Below are 14,154 nucleotides of genomic sequence, written 5' to 3' on the forward strand. Positions count from 1 at the left end.
CGGGCGCGTGACCCGGTCCGCACCGCGGACCGAGTCACGGACGGCGCTCCCGCCCGGCGGGGCGCTCGATCACAGCCGGCCGCTGTTGATCCGCCGGAGGCGCCGGGTCAGGAAGAAGCCGTCCAGCAGGGACCAGAGGCCGAGCCCGCCGAGCGTGAGCGTCATGGCGAGGCCCTTCTTCCAGTCCCCGAGGTAGTAGCGGTGCAGGCCCAGCCAGCCGAAGAACATCCACAGGAGCCAGGCGTCGGTCGGGTTCCGGTGGCCGCGCTGCCTGCGGGAGCTTCTCGTCCCCGCACGGGGCGCACCGATGACGGTGGTGTCATGGATCACCTCGGGTCCTCGTTCCGGTGGTCGGTGGGCAGCTCCTGGCCGGGGCACGTGGACAGGACGCCGGCCATGGCTGCCTTCTCCGCAGTGGTCACCTGCAGCCCGTACTCGGCCTTCACCGCGATCTGGGTGGCCACGTACTCGCAGCGGAAGGACTCCTCGGGCGGGAGCCACTCGTCGGCCGGGGAGTCGGACTTCGAGGCGTTGACGGGGCCGGCCACGGCCAGCAGGTTCAGCGGGTCGTTGTAGAACGCCACCCGCTCGGCCTGGGAGAGGTCGCGCGCTCCGGAGGCCCACGCGTTGCCGGCGGCCACCACGTGGTCGATCTGCACGTCCGAGGACGTGGTGACCCCGCGGGTGAAGCGGACCAGCTCGCCGGTGTAGGGGTCGTCCAGTGTCCCCGAGGCCACCGTGCAGCCGTCCTCGGTCGTCATGTCGGTCAGGTCCCGGGCGAGGATCTCGTCGCGGGTGCTCGCGCAGTCGTCGTCGGCGTCGATCCAGTCGCCGAACCGGGCGGAGCGGTCGTAGCCGGCCATGGAGCCGGTGTCGGCCACCTCCAGGCTGTGGAGGGCCACCAGGGCTTCCGACGCCGGGTCCCACCCGTCGGTGGGCTCCGGCGAGGCGGTGACCCCGGTGACCTCCGTGCCCGCGGTCCCGGTGGGGGACGGGGAGGGCGCCGGGGTGGCGGCGACGGCCTCGGGCGGCAGCGGGGACGACTCGGCGACCAGGGCGGTCGGTGCCGCCGTGACCACGACGGCGAGGACGCCGGCCACCATGGTCAGGTGCGCCGGCACGGCCAGGAGCCACCGGCCGGCCCGGAAGCCGGGGTGGGCGGTGAAGGCGGTGCGCCCGGGATCAGGGGATGGATGACGGGCGGGGTTCATGCTGCTCCTGGGGAACGAGAAGGGTCCGGGGCGTCCCGGCCGGTGCCGGTCCTGGGGCCCGGTCCAGGCGCCGCCGGCGTCGGGGCCACCCGGTGGTCCGCGCGGGTCACCGGCCGAGGTCCTCGGCCGCGGCGTCCCAGGCGGCGTGGGCGTCCCGGGTCTTCGTGGGGCGGTAGGTGCTGCGCAGCCGGTCGAACGCGGCATTGCGCTGCTGGGCCAGGAAGGCCGCGGCGCCCTCGGTGGCGGCGTCCTGGCGGACCCGGTCCCGGGCGTCCGTGATGGTCTCCATGATCCGCTCCGCGGCCTCGGTGCCGCCCTGGAGGTAGGCGTCGCGGACCTCCCGGTCCTGGTGGTAGAGGTACTGCTCGCTGGTCTGGCCCCGGGCGGAGTCGAACGGGTTCTCGGCCAGGTCGGAGACCATGGCGGCCATCCAGTCCAGGCGGGCGTCGGCCTTCTGGCGCCAGGTGGGCGTCACGGCCAGCGGCCGGACGGCCCAGACGTCCGCGCCGTGCTCGCGGAACCGGTCGACGCTCCAGTCGGCCCGCGGCACCACGGCCAGCGTCCTGGGCAGGGAGGCGAGCTCGCTGACCGCCGTGTGGGCGGTCCTGGGCCGGAGGTGCCACTGGAGCCAGGCGGTGCGCATGTCCTCCGCGCCGGCTCGCCGGGCCGCCGCCACGGCCTTGTGCTCGGCCCGCGGCGACGGGGAGTGCTCCGAGCTGGTGAACATCGTCCGCACCGAGGTCGTCACGGCGCTGCCCAGCACGTAGACGAGCCGCAGGCCCAGCACGATGAGGCCCAGGGCGGCGAAGAACAGGCCCACGGGCTGGACGAGCTGCAGGAGCTCCGGAAGGAGCGCGGGCAGCGGGGTGGTGGCGGTCATCTGGATCCCCCGGAAACGTGTTGTTGCTTAAGCAATTAGATTACTCGTACTGCTTCTCGGGACGACCACCGCGCGGCGTGCGGGCGGCCCAGTGTTCCGACTGCCGGACCGGGGTCTCCGGCCGGTGATCGACGGCCCTCCTGCAAGAGACCAGGTCAGCGACGTCTTCCCTCGCGCCCGGAGACCGCCGGTGCACCGGGATGCACCCTGTCCCCTCTTCGGGGCCTCCTGTTGTGTGACGGAAAAGGGCGCCGCAGGAGCCGTCCGGCCCGCCGCGCCGGGAGGACCGCTCGTCGAATCCCTGGACCGTTCCGCCGCTCCGGCGGGACCGCCGGTGGCACGGCTCCTCGATCACCGGCCGACCGGGCGGTACGGTGAACGGCGTCACACCCGTGCACCGATACCGGAGGTCGTCGTGAAGATTCGTGGAGCCGTCCTGGAGACCATGGAGGCCTCCGCCCCGTACGCCGAGTCGCAGCCGTTGCGCGTCGAGGAGCTCGAGCTCGGCGAGCCCGGCCCCACCGAGCTGCGGGTGCGGATCACGGCCGCCGGGGTGTGCCACTCCGACCTCTCCGTGGTCAACGGCAACCGGCCGCGGCCCCTGCCGATGCTGCTGGGGCACGAGGCGGCCGGCGTCGTCGAGCACGTGGGCGCCGAGGTCACCGACCTGGAGGTCGGCCAGCACGTGGTGATGGCGTTCCTGCCGCGCTGCGGCGAGTGCGCGGCCTGCAGGACCGAGGGACTGCTGCCGTGCACGGTCGGCTCGAAGGCCAACGCCTCCGGCACCCTCATCGAGGGCTCGACGCACCTGCGCTCCGAGGCCCGCGGCAACGTCTACCACCACCTGGGGGTCTCCGGGTTCGCCACCCACGCCGTGGTGGACCGGCGCTCCGTGGTGCCCGTGGGCGAGGACGTCCCGGCCCCCATCGCGGCCGTCATGGGATGCGCGGTGCTCACCGGGGGAGGGGCCGTGATCAACGCGGCGCAGGCCACCCCCGACGACGTCGTGGCCGTGGTCGGCCTCGGCGGCGTGGGACTCGCCGCGGTGCTGGTCGCCAAGGCCGTGGGCTGCCGCCGGGTGATCGCCGTGGACGCCCTGCCGGAGAAGCTGGGCATGGCCCAGGAGTTCGGCGCGGACGAGGCGCTCACCCCGGACGAGCTCGTGGCGCTCGAGGACAAGCCGCGGGTGGTCATCGAGGCGGCGGGTCATCCCCGGGCGTTCGAGACCGCGTTCAACGCCACCGCCGTGGGCGGGGTGACCGTCACCGTGGGCCTGCCGGCACCCGGTGCCATGTCCCAGATCGAGCCGCTGAAGATCACCGCCGAGGCCCGCCAGATCATCGGCAGCTACCTCGGCTCCGCCGTGCCGGCGGTGGACATCCCCAAGTACGAGCAGATGTGGCGCGACGGCGTGCTGCCGCTGGAAAAGCTCATCACCTCACACATCACGCTGGACCAGATCAACGAGGCGATGGACGAGCTGGACGCGGGGCGGGCGGTGCGGCAGGTCATCGAGTTCTAAGCCCCGCCGTCCGCGGCTCTAACTGAGAGGCGCTACCGTGCTCGCGGCCGAGAACACCGGGGACGGCATCGGACGGCGCAATTTCCAAATAATCGACATGGGTTTGGACCCTTCGTGCGACACATAATCGACGGGGCCCAAAAAGACGTACGGCGAGGTGCCGGCCTCCTGAGTCGGGGACTCACGGACAAACAGCATGATGTGGCTGTTTTGTACGGTGTGGTGCTGATAACGCTGTCCCGCTGTGGATTCCGGAGTCGTCTGGTTCTGCGACTCCCAGTGGAAGAGCGTCTCCGAGATCGCGTAGTCCTTGTACATAGTGTTGGGCGAGAAGTCTTTCTCCGACTTGTGGAGCGTGACGAGAAGCGCCTCGCAGCGTGATGACGGAATCCAGGACACGCCTTCGCGCACTGTGCCGGGAGTGCGCTGTCCTTCTTCTCCCATGCCCAGACCGGCCAAAAGTTCCTCCCGGGTGTAGTGCGCATGTGTCTGCAGGGGAATGTCGGCGTAGTCCTGTCCCAGTGAACGCGGCAGGTTGCGTGCGCCGTCGGCGGTGACGTCGATGAGCTGCGTCAGCTCGTTCCGCAGGATGGCGTGCGACCGGAGCAGCTGGAGGCCGCTTTCTAAATCGCCCGGCCCGCCGCTTTTCGGACCCTGTGGCCAGAAGGAGTAGTAGAGCATGCGCGCTATTCGCTGCTCTCTGAGCGGCAGATACAACACCGGCGGGGCATCCGGGCGAAGCAAATCCTCGTAGCACCGTAGTCTGGCGGGGTCATCCACGTTCAAAAACGCCTTGGCGCGCTGTAGCAAAACGAGGACCTCCGTCTCCTGATCCTCGGCGGGCCACAGAACATCGGGGACCAGTCCACCGGCACGACGCAAGGTGTTCCAGGTCGTCGGCCGACCCTCAAACTTGTTCCGTCGGTAGATGTCCGATGCTTCTGAGAGGGAATCTGTCAGGTACTGACGCAGGGTGTACGACTCGGGCGACGGCTGCTGCGCCGCCAAATCCCTAATCTCGTCGACCACTTGCCGGGTCGTCAGGCGCAGTTGACGCTTCACGTTGTCGAGTACCACGGACTGGGCGACAGTATCGAAGACGACCTGCGTTCCAGAGGGGAGGAAGGAAAAACCCTCCTCCAGGTCCTTGGCCAGGCGCGTCCGGCTCGATCCCGTCACGGCACGGTATTTCAGGTCAAACCGGAACTCTCGGTGCTGGAACCCGATGAAATCCAGAACGGTGAGTACGGGTTTATCGGGAGCTAGCCGCAGGCCGCGTCCCAGTTGTTGCAGAAACAGCGTGGAGGACTGCGTCGGCCGGAGCATGAGAATGGTGTCGACCTGCGGAATATCAAGGCCTTCGTTGAACAGATCGACGGCAAAGACGGCACGCAGTTCTCCGAGCTGCAGCGCCTTGAGGGCAGTCCGCCGCTCGTCGCTGGAACTCTCCCCGGACAGTGCCGCGGACGGCAGCCCGGCCGCCGTGAACTTCCGTGCCATATATTCCGCATGTTTAACGGAGACGCAGAAGCCAATGGCTTTCATGCGGTGCGGATCGAGCACCTTGTCGTTGAGAGCCTGCAACACCTTGGCCGTGCGTGCGTCATTACCCGTGTAGACGGCATCCAGTTCTTTGTCCTCGTACCGACCCCGCCGGAACTGAAGTGAAGACAGGTCGACGCCATCTGAGACGCCGAAATAGTGGAACGGCGTCAGCAACTGCTGATCGAGGGCATCCCACAGGCGCAGTTCGCTCGCAATGCGGCCTCCAAAAAACTTCTCTGCGACGTTGACGCCGTCGCCGCGCTCCGGAGTGGCGGTGAGACCGAGGAGTTCCTGAGGCTGGAAGTGCTCAATGATCTTGCGGTAGGTCGGAGCATCGGCATGGTGGAACTCGTCGATGACTACCATGTCAAACGACTCAGGGGCGAAGCGGTCCAGGCTCTTGGCGTTAAGAGATTGAATCGACGCAAAAACGTGTTTGCCTCTGACCGGCTGATAGCCATCGACCATGAGCTCACCGAAGGCGCCGTCACGGAGAACTGTGGCATAGGTCTGGCGTGCCTGCTCGAGAATTTCTCGGCGGTGGGCCACAAAAAGCAGTGATAGCTCACCAGGGGTTCCGGCCTGCAGCCTGCGATAGTCCAAAGCCGCGAGGATGGTTTTTCCAGTGCCCGTCGCGGCGACCACGAGATTCCGGTGGCGGTCGTGAATAACACGCTCGGCCTCCAGCTCCTGGAGCATTTGAGCTTGGTAGGGATAGGGCTGGACATCCAGGTGTGCAATGGACACGTCCGAAGACACCCGTCCGCCTCCTTCGGAGAGCGCCCTCGCCAGACGCTCGCCGTCATCATCCGGGTTGTAGGACTCAAAGCTCTCGGATGCCCAGTAGCTCTCGAAGGTCGCCTCGAACTTCTGGAGGAGCGCCGGCGTCGCGACGGACGACAGGCGCACGTTCCACTCGAGGCCGTCGAGCATGGCGGCGTGCGACAGGTTCGAACTACCGACATAGGCCGTGCTGAAGCCGGTCTTGCGGTGAAACATCCACGCCTTTGCGTGCAGTCGCGTATTGCGGGTCTCGTAGCTAACTCGAACTTCCGCGCCGTACTTGCGCGCCAGTGCGTTGATCGCCTTGGCATCACTGGCACCCATGTAGACAGTGGTCAGGACGCGGAACGGAATGCCCCGGTCCTTCAGTGACTGGAGCTCCTTGTCCATGACGTGCAAGCCAGACCATTTGACGAAAGCAATGAGAAGATCCACACGATCAGCGCTTTCGAGCTCTTTGGCGATCTCTCGACCGACCTGCGGCTCATGCGGTGTATTGGTTAGCAGAGCTGCGTCAGATAGCGGAGTTGCTGGCTTTCGTACCGCAGCACCGGTCGCCGGCGCGAGCGACATGAGTTGTCGAGGACCTTCGCTGATGCGCGCCGGATCCTGCATTTCGTCGTTAAGGGCCGCCAGGATGCGATTGGCTTCGTGTACACGGGTGGCAGCGGGTATGGACTCTAAGTGGAACAGAATGCGGTCGCGGAGATAGCGCGCGAGAACGTGAGGGGTGTCGGCCGGGTCCACGGTATCCAGAGCGGCACTGCCCTCCGGCCACTCCGTAAGTTCCGTCGCCAATGCTGAGTCTTCGAGGAGCTCATACAAGCCAGGGGAAAGACGGACGGCGTTGGCATTGTGCAATTGACCCATAGGGGCAGCTTAGGGTTGCCGACATCCCGGAACGGTGAGTGCCGGGTCAGCAGACGTGACGCGTCGCGCCGAGGATTGGGACAGCCTGCCGGGGTGTACGGCCTAAAGCTACGGCAGGGTAGGTGAGGATGTGGGAGTCCTGTAAAGCAGCACCGGCATGTGCGCAGAAGTATCAGTCCGCGCCGGATTAATCGGCTAGTGGCCCGCGTCACACCTCCGTAGCGTTGAGGGCATCGCGCACCGGCTGCCCGCTCTTCTGCTCGCCAGGTGCCTTCCACTTGGTGTCCACGAAGGAGTACCCGCATGTTCGGCATGCCCCGCCGCCTGCTCTTCGGCTATCTCGCCCTCGCCGTCTTCATGACCGGTGATGGTTTTGAGCTCACGTTCCTGTCCCGCTTCCTCGTCGAGAACGGCTTCACGCCCACCCAGGCCGGCCTCGTCTTCACCGTCTACGGCCTGGTGGTCGCCATCTCGGCGTGGACCACCGGGGTGCTCGCCGAGGTCGTGGGCGCCAAGCGCCTCATGGTCCTCGGCGGCGTCCTCTGGATAGTGCTGCACGTCCTGTTCCTCACCGTGGGGCTGGAGAGCGTGCTCGGCACCATCCTCATCTACGCCCTGCGCGGGGTCGCCTACCCGCTCTTCATGTACTCCTTCGTGGTGCTCATCGCGCAGTCGGTGCACCCCAGCCGCCTGGCCTCGGCCATGGGCTGGTTCTGGGCGTCCTTCTCGCTGGGCATCGGGGTGATGGGCGCCTACGTGCCCAGCCTCCTGGTCCCGGTCATCGGCGAGTACGCCACCCTGTGGGCGTCCCTGCCCTTCGTGGCGGCCGGCACCCTGATGTGCGCCTTCCTGGTCCCCGGCGCCCCGCCCGAGACCGACCTCTCCCAGAAGCTGCACGGCGCGGAGCGCACCCGGGAGCTGCTGCGCGGGGTGACCATCCTGGTGGAGAACCGGCAGATCGCCCTCTCCGTGGTCATCCGGGTGCTGTGCAACCTCACCCTCTACGCGTTCCCGATGATGATGCCGCTGTACCTGACCACCGGCGAGATCGGCGGTGCGTCCTGGTTCACCCTGCCCGAGTGGATGATGCTGTGGGCGATCATGAACACCATCACCATCGGCGCCAACATCGTCTGGGGCCGGCTCGGGGACCGCTACGGCTGGATGCGCCAGATGCGCTGGTTCGGCTTCGGCGGCATGGCCCTCGCGGTTCTCGCCTTCGCCTACGTCCCGGTGTGGTTCGGCCCCAGCTTCCCGGCGATGGTCGGAGCCGCCGTGCTCTTCGCCCTGTCCGTCACCGCGTTCGTCCCGATGGGCGCGATCTTCCCGGCCCTGGCCCCCGAGCACCGCGGCGCGGCGATCTCCGCCCACAACCTCGCCTCCGGGCTGACCACGTTCCTCGGCCCCGGGATCGCCACCCTGCTGCTGCCCGTCCTCGGCCCGGTCGGGGTGTGCTGGGTCTTCGCGGCCCTGATGCTCCTCGGCACCGCCACCACCTTCTTCATCCACCCGCCCCAGCCCGGCATCACCACCGAGACCGGCCGGATGCTCCCGCGCCGCGATCGCCTCGCCGTCGCCGCCTGAAAGGACCTGAGATCATGAACCCCACCACGCTCACCGCCACCCCGACCGTCATCGACGCCACCGAAGCAGACCAGGAGAGCACCATGGACGCCGTCGTCCTCGAACGCCAGCACGAGATCCAGGTTCGGCCCGTCCCCTGCCTGCGCCCGGTGGGCCCCGGCGAGGTGCGCATCGGCGTGCACACCGTGGGCATCTGCGGCAGCGACGTCCACTACTTCACGCACGGTCGGATCGGGCCCTACGTCGTCGAGCATCCGATGGTCCTCGGGCACGAGGCCTCCGGCACGGTGCTGGAGGTGGGCGAGGGCGTGGACCACCTGGCCGTGGGGGACCGGGTCTGCATGGAGCCGGGCATCCCCAACCCGCGCTCGCGGGCCGCGCGCCTGGGCATGTACAACGTGGACCCGGACGTGCAGTTCTGGGCCACGCCCCCGGTGGACGGCTGCCTGCAGCCCGAGATCGTGCACCCCGCCGACTTCACCTACAAGCTGCCCGAGCAGCTCTCGCTGGAGGAGGGCGCCTTGATCGAGCCCTTCGCCGTGGCGGTGCACGCGGTGACCAAGGCCGGCCTGGCGCCGGGCGACGTCGTCGTGGTGGTGGGCGCCGGCACCATCGGCGTGCTCACCGCCATCGCGGCCGCCGCGAGCGGGGCGTCCCGGGTGTACATCTCGGACGTGGCGCCGGAGAAGTTCGCCAAGATCGAGGCCTATCCCACGATCCACCCCGTGGACGTCTCCCGTCAGGACCTGGGCGAGGCGGTGCGGGAGGCCACCGGCGGCTGGGGCGCGGACGTGGTCTTCGAGGCCAGCGGCAGCCCGCACGTCTTCGGCGACCTGTGGGAGCTCCCCGCGCCCGGCGGGACCGTGGTCCTGGTGGGCATCCCCGTGGATCCGGTGCCGCTGGACGTCGCCGCGGCCCAGGCCCGGGAGCTGCGGATCGAGACCGTGTTCCGGTACGCCAACTCCTACCAGCGGGCCATCGAGCTCGCCGCGTCCCCCGCCGTGGACCTGGCGGCGCTGATCAGCGCCACCTATCCGTTCGCCGACGCCGTGGCCGCGTTCGAGCGCGGCGCCGAGGGCCGGTCCACCGACACCAAGATCCAGATCCGCGTGGCCGGAGCCTGAGCGTGGACGCCACCGCACGGAGCACGACGACGGAGGACGTCACCTCCCCGGTCCGGGAGCTCGTCATCCCGGATCCGCAGAGCTCCGTGCGGTGGCACCAGCACGACTGGCCCCACCCCCTGGCCCGCTGGCACTACCACCCCGAGGTGGAGGTGCACCTGATCCGGGAGTCCTCCGGGACGGTGATGGCCGGGGACTGGGCCGGGCCCTTCGGTCCCGGCCACCTCAGCATCATGGGCTCCTTCCTGCCGCACAACTGGATCTCCCACCGCGACGACCGCGCCGTGGTCCGGAACCGGGACGCCGTGCTCCAGTTCGACCAGGAGCGGTTCTTCGCCGCGGCCGGGACGCTGCCCGAGCTCGAGGCCCTGCGGCCGCTGCTGGAGGCCGCGGCCCGGGGCATCGAGTTCACCGGCCGCACCGCCGCCCAGGGCGCGGCGGCGATGGAGGCGGTCAACGGCACCTTCGGTCTCCGCCGGCTGGCCGCGGTGGCCGAGCTGCTGGGCCTCCTCGCCGAGTCCCCGGAGACCGAGCGGCGCTACCTGGACAGCCGCGGCGGCACCTACCGCCTGGACGCTTCCGAGGCCGAGGTCTTCAACCGGGCGCTGAGCTACATCACCGAGCACCTGGACGGCCGGATGCTCGTGCCCGAGGTGGCCGAGGCCGTGGGCCTGAGCCGGGACGCGTTCTCGAGGCTCTTCGCCAAGGCCACCGGCGTGGGCTTCAACCGCACCGTCACCCGGATGCGGCTCACCGAGGCCTGCCGGCTGCTGCGCGGCACCGACCTGCCGGTCTCCGACATCTGCTACCGGGTGGGCTTCACCAACCTCTCCAACTTCAACCGGCACTTCCGGGCCACCACGGGCACCACGCCGTCCCGCTACCGGCGGATCGACCAGCTCTGAGACCGTCCGGGGAGTCCCGGCAGGGCGTGCGTCAGAGCGCCTGCAGCAGGACCAGCACGGCGCCCAGCGCGGAGGCGCCGAGGCCCACCCGCCGGACGATGCGCCGGTTGATCCGCGCGTTGACCGCTCCGGACACCGCGAAGCCCAGGACCATGGCCGGCAGCAGAGCAGCCGCGAAGAGCACGGTCCGGCGGTCGATCGACCCCACCACGGTCAGCGCCACGAGGGCCATCACAGCCCCGACCAGGAAGAAGGCGCTCATGGTGCCGCGCATCCGGGCCCGCGAGGACCCGTGCCACACGAGCGCCATGGGCGGGCCGCCGATGGACGTGGCCGTCCCCAGCAGACCGGAGGCCGCCCCGGCGACGACGACGGCCGCGGGCCGGGGCCGCGGCCGCCAGCCGCACACGCTGAGCAGCACGGCCAGCAGCACGGTGCTCGCCAGGACGAGGGCCAGGGTCCGGGCGGACAGGGCGGCCACCAGCAGGGCACCCGCCACGGTGCCGGGGATCTGCCCCGCCACGGCCCAGCCCGCGTCCTTGACGTCCACGGCGGCGCGGTCCCGCAGCACGCCGAGCGCGGTGAGCCCGGTGACCACCAGGAGGAGGGAACCGGGCAGCAGGGTGGGGTCGAACAGGGCGATCACGGGGGCGGAGAGCAGGGCCACGCCGAAGCCGATCGCGCCCTGCAGGCAGGACGCGATGCTCACCACGAGCGCGACCACGGCGAGCTCCAGGCCGGTCATGACGCACCTCCCGGTCGCGAGCAGGGGACGGGTGCATTGTTCCACCTCCGGAGGCCGCTCGGAGATCGTGCGCCCGGCGGAGGCGGCGCACGTCGTGCCGGTCCTGGTCCGGATCACCTGAGGGCCGACTGTTCCCTCACCTGCGCCGCACCGATAGCCTCGAGATGGGCGGTGCCGCTCCGGGATCGCCTGTCCTGGTGACCGGCCGGTGACGGCACGGTCACTCGAAATCTGGGAGGCCAGCATGACTGATGCACAGCAGGATCCGAACCAGCAGGAAGGTCCCGCCGACGGCGGAGCCTTCGGCTCTCCGGGTGTCTCCGACGGTGGAGCGGACGGCGGCGCGGACAGCGGCGCCGAGGGCCCGGCCGACGGCGGAGCGGCCGGCACCCCGGGCGTCCACGACGGCGGTGCCGATGGCGGCGCTGACGGTGGGGCCGAGGGCCCGGCTGACGGAGGGGCCAGTGGCACTCCGGGTGTGCAGGACGGTGGCGCCGACGGTGGTGCCGAAGGTCCGGCTGACGGAGGGGCCAGTGGCACTCCGGGTGTGCAGGACGGTGGCGCCGATGGCGGTGCCGAAGGTCCGGCCGACGGCGGGGCCAGTGGCACTCCGGGCGTGCAGGACGGTGGCGCGGACGGCGGTGCCGATGGCGGCGCTGACGGTGGCGCCGACGGAGAAGCCGGAGCACGAGGCCTCTGAGCGTGGAAGCCGTCCGCACTGACGGGCAGGACCCCGGCGCCCGGAGCGGCGCCGGGGTCCTGGAGACCCGCCTGATCGACATCGGCCGCGAGCGGTTCGCCCGTGACGTCTGGGGCCGGGCCCCGCTGCTCACCCGCCGGGCGGGCGGCTTCGCCGATCTGTTCTCCGCCGACGCCGTCGACGAGCTGATCTCCCGCCGCGGGCTGCGCACGCCCTTCCTGCGCGTGGCCAAGGACGGGTCGACGTTCCCCGACTCGTCCTTCACCTCGCCCGCCGGGGTCGGCGCCACCGTTCCCGACCAGCTCGACGACACCGCGCTGTGGCGTCGGTTCGCCGACGGCGCCACGCTGGTGCTGCAGGCCCTGCACCGCACGTGGGAGCCGGTCGGGGACCTCACCGCCGCGCTGAGCAGCGAGCTCGGGCATCCGGTGCAGGCCAACGCCTACATCACCCCGCCGCAGAACCGCGGGTTCGACGACCACTACGACGTCCACGACGTCTTCGTCCTGCAGATCGAGGGGACGAAGCGCTGGGTCCTGCACGAGCCGGTGCACCCGGATCCGCTGCGGGACCAGCCCTGGACCGACCACCGCTCCGCCGTGGCCGAGGCCGCGGGAGGCGAGGCGCACCTCGACGTCGTGCTCGAGCCCGGCGACGCCCTCTACCTGCCGCGCGGCTGGCTGCACGCCGCCCAGGCGCAGGGGGCGGTCTCCATCCACCTCACGCTCGGGATCCACACCTGGACCCGCCACGGCCTGGCCGAACAGCTCGCCCTGGAGGCGTTGGCGGCGCTGGCCGAGGACCCCGCGATGCGCCGGTCCCTGCCCCTGGGCGTCGACGGGCCGGGCGGGGAGCTCGACGCCGTCCGCGAGCGCCTGGTCGCCGCGCTCGCCGAGGCCGATCCCGCCCCCCGGTTCCACCGCACCCGGCGAGGACAGGGGCGCCCGGCCCCGCTGGGGCCGCTGGCCCAGCTCGCGGCGGTCCAGGGCCTGGGCCCCGGGTCCCCCGTCCGGCTGCGCGGTGCCCTGGAGGCACGGCTGGAGGGCTCGCGCCTGAGCACGCGCGTGGGGTGGCTCGACTTCCCGGAGGCCGATCTGCCCTCCGTCTCGTGCCTGCTCGACGGCGAGGTCCACTCCGCCGGTGAGCTCGGCGTCGAGCTCGCCGAACGACTGCTGCGCGCGGGAGTCCTCGTTCCCGCCGCCCCGTGACGGCGCCGTGACTGCTGCGGAGCGCTTCTTCTGCGCCGAGGCCGCCCGGGTGCGCGGCGACCCGATGGCGGGCACGGCCCCGCGCGGCCTGGCCTGGGTCCTCATCGAGCACCGGGGCGGCTGGCCGGTCAACGGGTTCGACGGTCTCGAGCTCGAGCCGGAGACCAAGGCCCGCGTGTTCTCCGCCGCGCAGGCGGCACAGGCCCGGATCCTCCTGATCCGGCGCCACGGCCGCCGCCGGCACGAGGAGGGCCCCACCCGGTGGGCCGTGCTGCGCCACGACGGCTCCGGCGCCAGCCGTCAGCACTGGGGCACGTGGCGCCGCGACGAGGACCTGACGGAGATCGCCGCAGCGCTGGACTGCCCCGGCGAGACCGGCGGTCCGCCGGTCCTCCTGGTCTGCGCGCACAGTCAGCACGACCCCTGCTGCGCCGTGCGCGGTCGCCCCGTGGGGGAGGCCCTGAGCGAGCGCTGGCCGGAGCTGGTCTGGGAGTGCTCGCACGTCGGCGGTGACCGGTTCGCCGCCAACGTCGTCGTCGTCCCCGACGGCGTCTACTACGGAGGGCTCGACGCGGAGTCCTCCGTGACCACGGTCGAGGAGCACCTGGCCGGCCGGATCTCCGCGGAGCACCTGCGCGGGTACACCGACCTCTTCCCGCCGCAGCAGGCCGCCGTCGCCGCCGCGCTCGAACGCTTCGGCCCGGCCGGCCGGCACGACTACACGGTGGCCGAGACCCTCCGCGACGGCGACCGCTGGCGGATCCGTCTCACCGGCAGCCCGCCCCGGCCGGACCGCATCGACGTCGAACTGCAGGCCCGATCCGCCCCGCCGCACCAGCTGACCTGCCGCGGCGCGGCGACGAGCTCGGCCAGGGTCTACGACCTCACCTCGATCCGCGCGGTCTGACGGACGGGGCGAGCGAGGGCATGGCACTCTGCCCGTGCCCGTGCCCGTGCCCGTGCCCGTGCCCGTGCCCGTGCCCGTGCCCGTGCCGGTGTCAGTGCCCGTGGCCGGGGGCGGTGGCCGTGCCGGTGCCCGTGCCCGTGGCCGGAGGCGGTGGCCGTGCCGGTGCCGGT

General features: G+C 70.6%; 12 protein-coding genes. 7 read left to right on the forward strand and 5 right to left on the reverse strand.

Annotation, left to right across the window (positions count from 1 at the left end):
- Positions 1 to 69: 69 nt before the first annotated feature.
- The 3 genes from ACPYN7_RS09765 to ACPYN7_RS09775 form a co-directional block, all read right to left on the reverse strand.
- Positions 70 to 330 (reverse strand): NINE protein, encoded by a 261-nt coding sequence (locus tag ACPYN7_RS09765; protein WP_197412725.1) that lies wholly within the window; start codon positions 328 to 330, stop codon positions 70 to 72.
- Positions 327 to 1,211 carry an HNH endonuclease family protein gene (locus tag ACPYN7_RS09770; protein WP_058875109.1) on the reverse strand — a complete coding sequence of 295 codons (885 nt, stop codon included), beginning with the start codon at positions 1,209 to 1,211 and terminating at the stop codon, positions 327 to 329. The genes ACPYN7_RS09765 and ACPYN7_RS09770 overlap by 4 nt, the downstream gene beginning before the upstream one ends.
- A gap of 106 nt (positions 1,212 to 1,317) precedes the next feature.
- On the reverse strand, positions 1,318 to 2,091 hold the full coding sequence (locus ACPYN7_RS09775) for a hypothetical protein (protein ID WP_424347513.1): 774 nt from the start codon (positions 2,089 to 2,091) through the stop codon (positions 1,318 to 1,320).
- Between the two features lie 415 nt (positions 2,092 to 2,506).
- Here ACPYN7_RS09775 and ACPYN7_RS09780 point away from each other — a divergent pair, with 415 nt between their 5' ends.
- Positions 2,507 to 3,613 (forward strand): zinc-binding dehydrogenase, encoded by a 1,107-nt coding sequence (locus ACPYN7_RS09780; RefSeq protein WP_424347514.1) that lies wholly within the window; start codon positions 2,507 to 2,509, stop codon positions 3,611 to 3,613.
- 18 nt (positions 3,614 to 3,631) lie between these two features.
- Here the strand turns inward: ACPYN7_RS09780 and ACPYN7_RS09785 are convergent, their stop codons facing one another.
- Positions 3,632 to 6,811 (reverse strand): DUF3427 domain-containing protein, encoded by a 3,180-nt coding sequence (locus ACPYN7_RS09785; protein ID WP_058875112.1) that lies wholly within the window; start codon positions 6,809 to 6,811, stop codon positions 3,632 to 3,634.
- Between the two features lie 303 nt (positions 6,812 to 7,114).
- Here ACPYN7_RS09785 and ACPYN7_RS09790 point away from each other — a divergent pair, with 303 nt between their 5' ends.
- The 3 genes from ACPYN7_RS09790 to ACPYN7_RS09800 are packed head-to-tail and all read left to right on the forward strand — an operon-like array spanning position 7,115 to position 10,424.
- Positions 7,115 to 8,395, forward strand: coding sequence for an MFS transporter (locus ACPYN7_RS09790; RefSeq protein ID WP_424347515.1), 1,281 nt, complete (start codon positions 7,115 to 7,117; stop codon positions 8,393 to 8,395).
- Positions 8,396 to 8,409: 14 nt separating this feature from the next.
- Positions 8,410 to 9,519, forward strand: coding sequence for an NAD(P)-dependent alcohol dehydrogenase (locus ACPYN7_RS09795; protein WP_157571458.1), 1,110 nt, complete (start codon positions 8,410 to 8,412; stop codon positions 9,517 to 9,519).
- A gap of 2 nt (positions 9,520 to 9,521) precedes the next feature.
- The gene (locus ACPYN7_RS09800; protein ID WP_424347516.1) at positions 9,522 to 10,424 is read left to right on the forward strand and encodes a helix-turn-helix domain-containing protein; all 903 of its coding nucleotides are present in this window, start codon (positions 9,522 to 9,524) and stop codon (positions 10,422 to 10,424) included.
- 31 nt (positions 10,425 to 10,455) lie between these two features.
- On the opposite strand, the gene ACPYN7_RS09805 is transcribed toward ACPYN7_RS09800, so the two are convergent.
- Positions 10,456 to 11,169, reverse strand: coding sequence for a sulfite exporter TauE/SafE family protein (locus ACPYN7_RS09805; protein WP_424347517.1), 714 nt, complete (start codon positions 11,167 to 11,169; stop codon positions 10,456 to 10,458).
- A gap of 244 nt (positions 11,170 to 11,413) precedes the next feature.
- Between ACPYN7_RS09805 and ACPYN7_RS09810 the strand changes: the two genes are divergently transcribed.
- The 3 genes from ACPYN7_RS09810 to ACPYN7_RS09820 all read left to right on the forward strand — a co-directional run bounded on the left by ACPYN7_RS09810 (position 11,414) and on the right by ACPYN7_RS09820 (position 13,984).
- Positions 11,414 to 11,869: a BatC protein gene (locus ACPYN7_RS09810; RefSeq protein ID WP_424347518.1), complete on the forward strand. Its 456-nt coding sequence runs from the start codon at positions 11,414 to 11,416 to the stop codon at positions 11,867 to 11,869.
- A gap of 2 nt (positions 11,870 to 11,871) precedes the next feature.
- On the forward strand, positions 11,872 to 13,077 hold the full coding sequence (locus ACPYN7_RS09815; RefSeq protein WP_424347519.1) for a cupin domain-containing protein: 1,206 nt from the start codon (positions 11,872 to 11,874) through the stop codon (positions 13,075 to 13,077).
- Positions 13,078 to 13,141: 64 nt separating this feature from the next.
- The gene (locus ACPYN7_RS09820) at positions 13,142 to 13,984 is read left to right on the forward strand and encodes a sucrase ferredoxin (protein ID WP_424347544.1); all 843 of its coding nucleotides are present in this window, start codon (positions 13,142 to 13,144) and stop codon (positions 13,982 to 13,984) included.
- The last annotated feature ends 170 nt before the right edge of the window (positions 13,985 to 14,154 follow it).

It is taken from the genome of Kocuria sp. CH-021 (assembly GCF_049716185.1).
Lineage (GTDB): Bacteria > Actinomycetota > Actinomycetes > Actinomycetales > Micrococcaceae > Kocuria > Kocuria cellulosilytica.

Excerpts from the sequence above, each read along its gene's own strand:
- ACPYN7_RS09770 (WP_058875109.1), bottom strand. The coding sequence starts at position 1,211 with ATGAACCCCGCCCGTCATCCATCCCCTGATCCCGGGCGCACCGCCTTC.
- ACPYN7_RS09775 (WP_424347513.1), bottom strand. The coding sequence starts at position 2,091 with ATGACCGCCACCACCCCGCTGCCCGCGCTCCTTCCGGAGCTCCTGCAG.
- ACPYN7_RS09785 (WP_058875112.1), bottom strand. The coding sequence starts at position 6,811 with ATGGGTCAATTGCACAATGCCAACGCCGTCCGTCTTTCCCCTGGCTTG.
- ACPYN7_RS09790 (WP_424347515.1), top strand. The coding sequence starts at position 7,115 with ATGTTCGGCATGCCCCGCCGCCTGCTCTTCGGCTATCTCGCCCTCGCC.
- ACPYN7_RS09795 (WP_157571458.1), top strand. The coding sequence starts at position 8,410 with ATGAACCCCACCACGCTCACCGCCACCCCGACCGTCATCGACGCCACC.
- ACPYN7_RS09805 (WP_424347517.1), bottom strand. The coding sequence starts at position 11,169 with ATGACCGGCCTGGAGCTCGCCGTGGTCGCGCTCGTGGTGAGCATCGCG.
- ACPYN7_RS09810 (WP_424347518.1), top strand. The coding sequence starts at position 11,414 with ATGACTGATGCACAGCAGGATCCGAACCAGCAGGAAGGTCCCGCCGAC.
- ACPYN7_RS09820 (WP_424347544.1), top strand. The coding sequence starts at position 13,142 with ATGGCGGGCACGGCCCCGCGCGGCCTGGCCTGGGTCCTCATCGAGCAC.